The organism is Streptomyces sp. L500 (assembly GCF_054551825.1).
The window spans coordinates 25,144-31,437 of sequence record NZ_JBTOLC010000057.1 but is presented as its reverse complement, the minus strand read 5'-3'; the positions used below and the strand labels follow the sequence as shown (position 1 = coordinate 31,437).

7 protein-coding genes and 1 pseudogene are annotated in these 6,294 nt (G+C 68.5%); 5 read left to right on the top strand and 3 right to left on the bottom strand.

Annotation, left to right across the window (positions count from 1 at the left end):
* Positions 1–530: pseudogene (locus tag ACX9I7_RS29620) on the top strand (hypothetical protein); the annotation flags it as partial.
* Between the two features lie 170 nt (positions 531–700).
* On the opposite strand, the gene ACX9I7_RS29615 reads toward ACX9I7_RS29620, so the two are convergent.
* Positions 701–1,123 (bottom strand): hypothetical protein, encoded by a 423-nt coding sequence (locus ACX9I7_RS29615; RefSeq protein ID WP_459389058.1) that lies wholly within the window; start codon positions 1,121–1,123, stop codon positions 701–703.
* 177 nt (positions 1,124–1,300) lie between these two features.
* On the opposite strand from ACX9I7_RS29615, the gene ACX9I7_RS29610 reads away from it, so the two are divergent.
* Together ACX9I7_RS29610 and ACX9I7_RS29605 are read left to right on the top strand one after the other, a co-directional pair.
* Positions 1,301–1,867 carry a TetR/AcrR family transcriptional regulator gene (locus tag ACX9I7_RS29610; protein WP_387570484.1) on the top strand — a complete coding sequence of 189 codons (567 nt, stop codon included), beginning with the start codon at positions 1,301–1,303 and terminating at the stop codon, positions 1,865–1,867.
* Positions 1,868–2,064: 197 nt separating this feature from the next.
* A complete protein-coding gene (locus ACX9I7_RS29605) occupies positions 2,065–2,310 on the top strand; it encodes a hypothetical protein (protein WP_459389057.1) in 246 nt (81 codons plus the stop codon).
* A 98-nt stretch (positions 2,311–2,408) separates the two neighbouring features.
* Here the strand turns inward: ACX9I7_RS29605 and ACX9I7_RS29600 are convergent, their stop codons facing one another.
* Positions 2,409–3,305, bottom strand: a complete 897-nt coding sequence (locus ACX9I7_RS29600; RefSeq protein WP_387570481.1) for a hypothetical protein — start codon at positions 3,303–3,305, stop codon at positions 2,409–2,411.
* 773 nt (positions 3,306–4,078) lie between these two features.
* Between ACX9I7_RS29600 and ACX9I7_RS29595 the strand changes: the two genes are divergently transcribed.
* Both ACX9I7_RS29595 and ACX9I7_RS29590 read left to right on the top strand, forming a co-directional pair.
* On the top strand, positions 4,079–4,483 hold the full coding sequence (locus ACX9I7_RS29595) for a hypothetical protein (RefSeq protein ID WP_387570478.1): 405 nt from the start codon (positions 4,079–4,081) through the stop codon (positions 4,481–4,483).
* Positions 4,484–4,683: 200 nt separating this feature from the next.
* Complete coding sequence (locus ACX9I7_RS29590) at positions 4,684–4,872, top strand: hypothetical protein (protein ID WP_387570475.1); 189 nt, start codon at positions 4,684–4,686, stop codon at positions 4,870–4,872.
* A 49-nt stretch (positions 4,873–4,921) separates the two neighbouring features.
* On the opposite strand, the gene ACX9I7_RS29585 is transcribed toward ACX9I7_RS29590, so the two are convergent.
* Positions 4,922–6,259, bottom strand: coding sequence for an aminotransferase-like domain-containing protein (locus ACX9I7_RS29585; protein WP_459389056.1), 1,338 nt, complete (start codon positions 6,257–6,259; stop codon positions 4,922–4,924).
* Positions 6,260–6,294 lie beyond the last annotated feature (35 nt).

Sequence of the window (6,294 nt, the reverse complement as noted above, 5' to 3'; positions counted from 1 at the left end):
CACCCGACGGCAGCGCCGTCTTCCAATGGACCGGCAACGGCACCGCCTGGAACAAGGTCGGTGGGGCCGCCGGAACCCTCTACGGCGGTGGAGCCGGCCTGTTCGCCACCAACCCCACCAACGGCGACCTCTACAAGATGAACGGCCCCAACAACTGGAGCAAAATCGGTGGCGCCGGGGCACAGTTCGCCGTCACCGGAGACAGCCTGTTCGGGCTCAGCCCCGACAAGAGCGCCGTCTTCCAGTGGACCGGTAACGGCACCACGTGGAACAAAGTCGGCGGCGCTGCCGGAACCCTCTACGGCGGTGGAGCCGGCCTCTTCGCTGCCAACCCCACCAACGGCGACCTCTACAAGATGAACGGGCCGAACAACTGGAGCAAGGTCGGTGGCGCGGGCCGAGACTTCGCCGTCGCCGGAGACGCGCTGTACGGCCTGTCGCCCAACAGCGACGCGGTGTTCCGGTGGACCGGTAACGGGACGGTGTGGCAGAAGGTCGGCGGGCCCGCATCCTCCATCGCGGGCCGGTAGCCGACCTCACCCCAAGCGGCCCACCGGAGTCCCCTCTGACACGAGGGTTTCGGTGGGCCGCTCCGGGACTGCGTCGACAACGTCCAGGCCCCGGTCACAGGGTCTTGCCGTCGTCGGCCCCTGCGCGCACCAGTCCGGCCGTGGCCGTGACTGGTGCGCTGCCGGTCACGTCACCAGCGGTCGATGCCCATGGTCCGTGCCGCGTCGTGGACGGCCACGTAGTGATAGGGCGTCATGCCCGACCTCTTGATCGGGGCGTTCTTGTCCTTGGCCCGGAACTCGTCACGCGAGCAGGCGAGCAGGTTGGTGCCATAGCCGACCGGCACGTCACCCGTGCCGTGTACGGGATGCGACTTCGCGGCGGTGTCGCTGCCGGCCTTGGCGAGGATGCTCCGGGCCTGGTTGTACGCGGCGGCCTTGATCCTGGTCGGGTTCGCCAGAGTGCCGGTATCCGCCGCGACGGAGCGCACCCTGCAATGCACGGTGGCGGCCTGGTCGCTCTTGGCGCTGGTCGCGCCGGCGGTCGGTGAGACAGTGACGAGGGTCGCGGCCGCTGCTGCCACGGCCAGTCCGGTGCGCATGGCCAACTTCATGACTGGAGGTCCTTTCCGGTCGGTCGAGGGAGCACGAGTTCCTGACGATCGCACGCGTAGGTCCCGCCACTGGGACGCGCGGGAGGAACTCCCCCACCCCTAAGACCAGTTGATGCCAGTTACTGTCATCGAAGCTACACCTGATGTCATCCACTGTCATCACGTAGAATTCCAGACATGGGGAGATGGGAGCCGAACGCGCGCGGGCGCCTGGCCAATGCCGCGCTGGAGCTCTACAGCGAGCACGGCTTCGAGCAGACCACCGTGATGGAGATCGCCAAACGGGCCGGCCTGACAGAGCGGACCTTCTTCCGGCACTACGCCGACAAGCGCGAAGTGCTGTTCGCCGGTGCCCCCGCGATGAGAGAACTGTTCGTGGCGGCGGTCACCGACGCGCCGCCGTCCGCGCCACCGATCGACGCGCTGGCGGCGGGGCTCGACGCGGTCTGCGAAATGTTCGTCGGCCGCCGGGAGCACGCGCGGAAGCGACAAGCCGTGATCACGGCGAATGCGGAACTCCACGAGCGGGAGCTGGTCAAGCTCGCCACGCTGTCGGCCGCGGTCGCCGAGGCCCTGCGTCGGCGCGGCGTCACGGAGCCGGCCGCGAGCCTCACCGCCGAAGCGGGGATCGCCGTCTTCAAGATCGGCTTCGAACGCTGGGTCGCGGAAGCAGAGGAACGCGAGATGACGCAAGTGATGCGAGAAACGCTGGACGAGCTCAAGTCCCTCGCCACAAGTGACTAGATTCCGCCCCTGGGACACCGGCGGCCCGGGCGCCCCGGCCGCCGAGAACTGACGGGCGGACCGGACCCCGCGGAGCATGTGGTTCCGTCAGGGACGGAGCCGCGTTCGCGAGATGTGCTCGCTTCATTGCCCGGTGACTCACGAGCAGGCACGCTGAGGACACACCGCCGCTTGCCATGTCGAGGGAGCTGAGCCTGGTGGACCCGTATGTCCGGACGGCCGGTCTCGACGAAGCCCATCTCGCCCTGCTCAACGACGCCCTGTCCCTCGTCCGGTCAGCCGACGTGCGTGCGGTCGTACGGGGCTTGATGCCCCGGCTCACGGAGGAGGAACAGGAATCCCTGGCCACGCACTGCGACGTGGCCCACGCCGCCTCGACCTCACCATGGACCGCGAGGGGCACCACGACCTCGCCGCTGAGCACCTCACCGCCCAGCCGCTGAGCGCATAGCGACGCGGCAAGCCGTGGCTGCCCCGACCGACTGGCGGTCGGGGCAGCCCGCTGCACAGCCTCCCTCAGCCTCCCGGCCTGCGGCCTCGGTCAGCCGAAGAAGACGGAGGAGATGTCGTTGTCGAAGCCGATGGTCGCCAGGTCGGCCACGTCACCGTTGACGACCTTGGACCTGCCCGTGCAGTTCCGCTCGGACCAGATCTTCAGGCTGCCCTGGACCTGGAGGGAGGAGGCGACGTTGTCCCGGGCCACGTTCTGGCACCCCTTGCCGGCCAGGCCCTGAGAGGGGTCACCGAAGTTCCGGTCATCGAAGAGGACGACGCTGGTGGCGGGCTTGGGCTGCGGGCTGCCACTGCCGGTGCTGCCGCCGCCACCGCCCGCCTTCTTGCCGTCGGGGGCGACACCGAACCAGGTGCCCCCGACGCCCTGCCCCTTGGTCTCGCCGGGCTTGGTGTCCTTGCTGTAGCGGTAGACAGGCCAGCCCCCGACCGTGACCTGAAGCATGCCGTCATCCCGCTTCACGGTGCCCACCTTCGACTTCTCGACGCCGTCGAGGAAGACCTTGCCGCCCGGCGCGACGACGACCGGCGGCCAGGTGGACGCGCACTCGCCGTTGCACGTGGACTTCGACGGGTTCGCGCTGTCCTTGTCGAAACGGTAGAGCGTGAAGCCCGCCCCGTTGACCACCACCGGGTTCAGCGCACCGGCCTTCGAGGCCGACAACTGCACCCACCGCTGCGCCTCCGGCTTCGTCGCCGGCTTCCCGGGCTCAACCGCCCAGTCCCCCGTCTTGGGCGCGGCGTTGTTCGTCTTCGCCGTGCCACCGAGAAGGCTCAGGCCCTGCCCGGCCGACGGACTGCCGCCGGCAGCCTCGCCCTGACCCACCGCGGAGGCGGCCGCCGAAGAGGCGGATGCGGAGCTGCCCTTGTCCTCCGCGCCGCAGGCAGAGAGCAGAAGCACTCCGCTCGTGGCGACAGAGACGATCACTGCGGTGCGCTTACGGATCACGGTTACCCCCCACGGTTGAACGCTCCGGTCCGCCCGAAGCCGTCACCAGCACGTACGGGCCGGGCCCCGGGACAGCCTCACCCGGTTACCCTCTCGATACACCACCGATACGAAGTAACAACGCCGGCAGGGAGCTACGAGCCGGCCTTCGCGCGGAACGCGCCGGGCGGCTCCACGGCGCAGGACAGCCGGGATCACGAACACCAAGGGATCGAATCGCCCTCCCAGCGGCTGAGAGCTCCCGGTGCCATGGGAGCGGCCGGGACCGTGGTCGGTCGGCCGCGGCGCCTCATCCACGTCTGGCGCCGCATGGTGAGCAGGCCGACGAGATCGAGGACGAGGCCGGTGAGCCTGACCCGCCAGAAGTTGCGGGCGTTCCTCAGCCGTTGCCCGAGGAACTCGCGGTTGCTGCCCGGGTAGCGCGACCACGCCGTGGCATTGCTCTGGAAGACGGTGCGGTAGCCGGCCTTGTCCTTTGAAACGTTCGCCCGCGAACTCCCAGAAACCGACCGGGTCGAGGGCGTGCTGGGCGGTCGCGACGCCGCCCACCCGGGGGTCGGCGAACGGGGAACCAGATCGCCGTTCTCTTCCCGCGACAAGAGACCACCACCGTCCCAACATCCATGCCAGGCTCGTGAGCCCCGCCGCTGGCCAGAATCAGCCTCCCCGGGCCGTCTCGAACGCGCCTACATTCAGCAGAGGCCGAGAGGGCCTCGGGCTTTCTCGCCGTACCTCTACGTAGGGGGATTGTCGTGAGAAGACTGAACTTGAGGCAAGGCTTCGTACGCGCTGCTGTCGTGGCGGCGCTCGCCGTCAGTGGCTTGACGCTTGCGGTCACTCCGGCTCAGGCGGGGTCGAACTGTTGCAGTCCGATCGACCTGGACACGCAATACCATGTGGGTCTGTACCTCGCCCCATACAACTCGGACATCCTCAAGTTGGATCACCCCAACATGCAGTGGGGTGATCAGGTCTGGGTCGACTGCTGGTCGTCCGGGTCCGACATCAACAATCTCGGTACTGTCTGGTACCACGTGAAGAACGAATTCTCGCCCCGATTCGGCGGCCAGGCGTGGGAGGGGTACGTCTACGGCTACTACGTGGATTACAACAACCTCTGGCGTGCGAGCAACGGGCCGAAATTCCCCCGCTGCTAGTGTTTCGTGATCCTGTTGCTGTTGCCGTTACGCGGCCTCAGCGACCTCCCGGCCGAGGCCGGCCCCCATCGTCTACTCGGGCCACGGCCATGACGTCATGCTGTGGGTGTTCTCTGCATGGGCACTGTGACCCACTGGCATCGGATACGGCGCGATCACGGTGGTCGAGCACGGGTGGCCGCAACGGAGAAAGTGGGAGAATGCCGTCGCCGGCGCCACAGCCGCCTTCCCCGGCCTTCGCCGCCTGGCCCGCCACGCTGGCTCTTGAAATCGACGCCTCGAAACCCCTGGCCGACCTGCTGCGCGTCGCGCGCGTTCTCCTCGGCATCGGCACCCTGGCCGTAGTCCTCAAGTTTCAGTACCTCGCGCCGCCGGACGCCCGGTGTTGATGCCCCACATACGGCACCGTTCGCCGAAAGAAGGGCTGGTGCCCCGAGTTCAGGCGTAGGCGTCCTCCACGACGGCTCGGCGCACTGTGCGCAGCGCCGACCTGAGGCTGTCCAGATCGGTCGAGCCCAGGGCGAGGCGGATCGCCTGTGGTGTGTGCGTCGAGGTGGTGAACGGCTCCGCCGTGGTGACCGCGACGTGTCGGCGCGCGAGGGTGGCGGTCAGACGGTCGGCGCGTGCGTCGTCGGGCAGTGGCAGCCAGGTGAAGTAGGACGAGGGGTGGCCGATGAACGGGAGGCCCACCAGCTCCTGCCTGACGAGTGCCTGGCGCGCCTTGGCGTCGTCTCGTTTCTGCGCTTCCAGGTGGCTCACTGTGCCGTCGTCGAGCCAACGGCAGGCGATGGCGGTGGTGAGGGCGGGGGTGTTCCAGGTGGTCGCCCGGATGGTGCGTTCGAGCGAGGGCACCGCAGGTGGCGGGGCGAGGACGAAGCCGACCCGCAGGCCGGTGGCGATGCTCTTGGACAGTCCCGAGACGTAGACGGTGATGTCCGGCGCGGTCGCGGCCAGAGGCGGTGGAGGGTCCTCGACCAGGTAGGCGTACGAGGCGTCCTCGATGATGAGCGGACCGTACTGTCGGGCGATCCCGATCAGGCGGATGCGGTCGGTTGCCGGCATGACCCAGCCCAGAGGGTTGTGCAGGGTGGGCATGGTGTAGATCGCGCGCACCGGGCGGGTCGCGCACAGTTTCTCCAGGGCGTCGAGATCCGGTCCGTCGGCGGTGGTGGGGACGGGCTCCAGGTCGAGATGGAAGGCGTGCGCGAGCACCTTGAAACCCGGGTAGGTGAGTGCGTCGACCGCGACGACGTCGCCGGCGCTCAGCGTGGCCATGATGGTGATGGCCAGGCCGTGCTGGGCACCGTTGGCGATGAGGACCTGATCCGCGTCGGCGGTGATTCCCCGGCGTCCGAGGTGTCGTGCGATGGAGGCTCTGTCCTGTGGACGCCCTCGGTGTGGTTGGTAGCGCAGCAGCGAGTCGAGATCGCCGGACGTGGCCACCTCTCGCAGGGCCTGCCGCAGGAGATCGGCCTGGCCGGGCAGCGACGGGTAGTTGAAGCTGAGGTCGACCGTGTCCGGGGCGACGGCTTGCTGATCGATGCCGTGGCCGGCGGGGATCGTGATGTCGCGCACGAACGTGCCGCGGCCCTGTTCCCCGCTCACCAGGCCCATCGTTTCCAGCTCGGCGTACACCCGGGTCGCGGTCACCACGGCGATGCCCTCGCGGGCGGCGAGAGCGCGGTGGGTCGGCAGCCGCACCCCCGGGGCCAGACGCCCGGTCCGGATGTCGGACGCGAGCGCGTCGACCAGCTTTTTGTATCGCGGGGCTGCCACGCACCGGATTGTATCCATGACAATTCTTTGGCTGT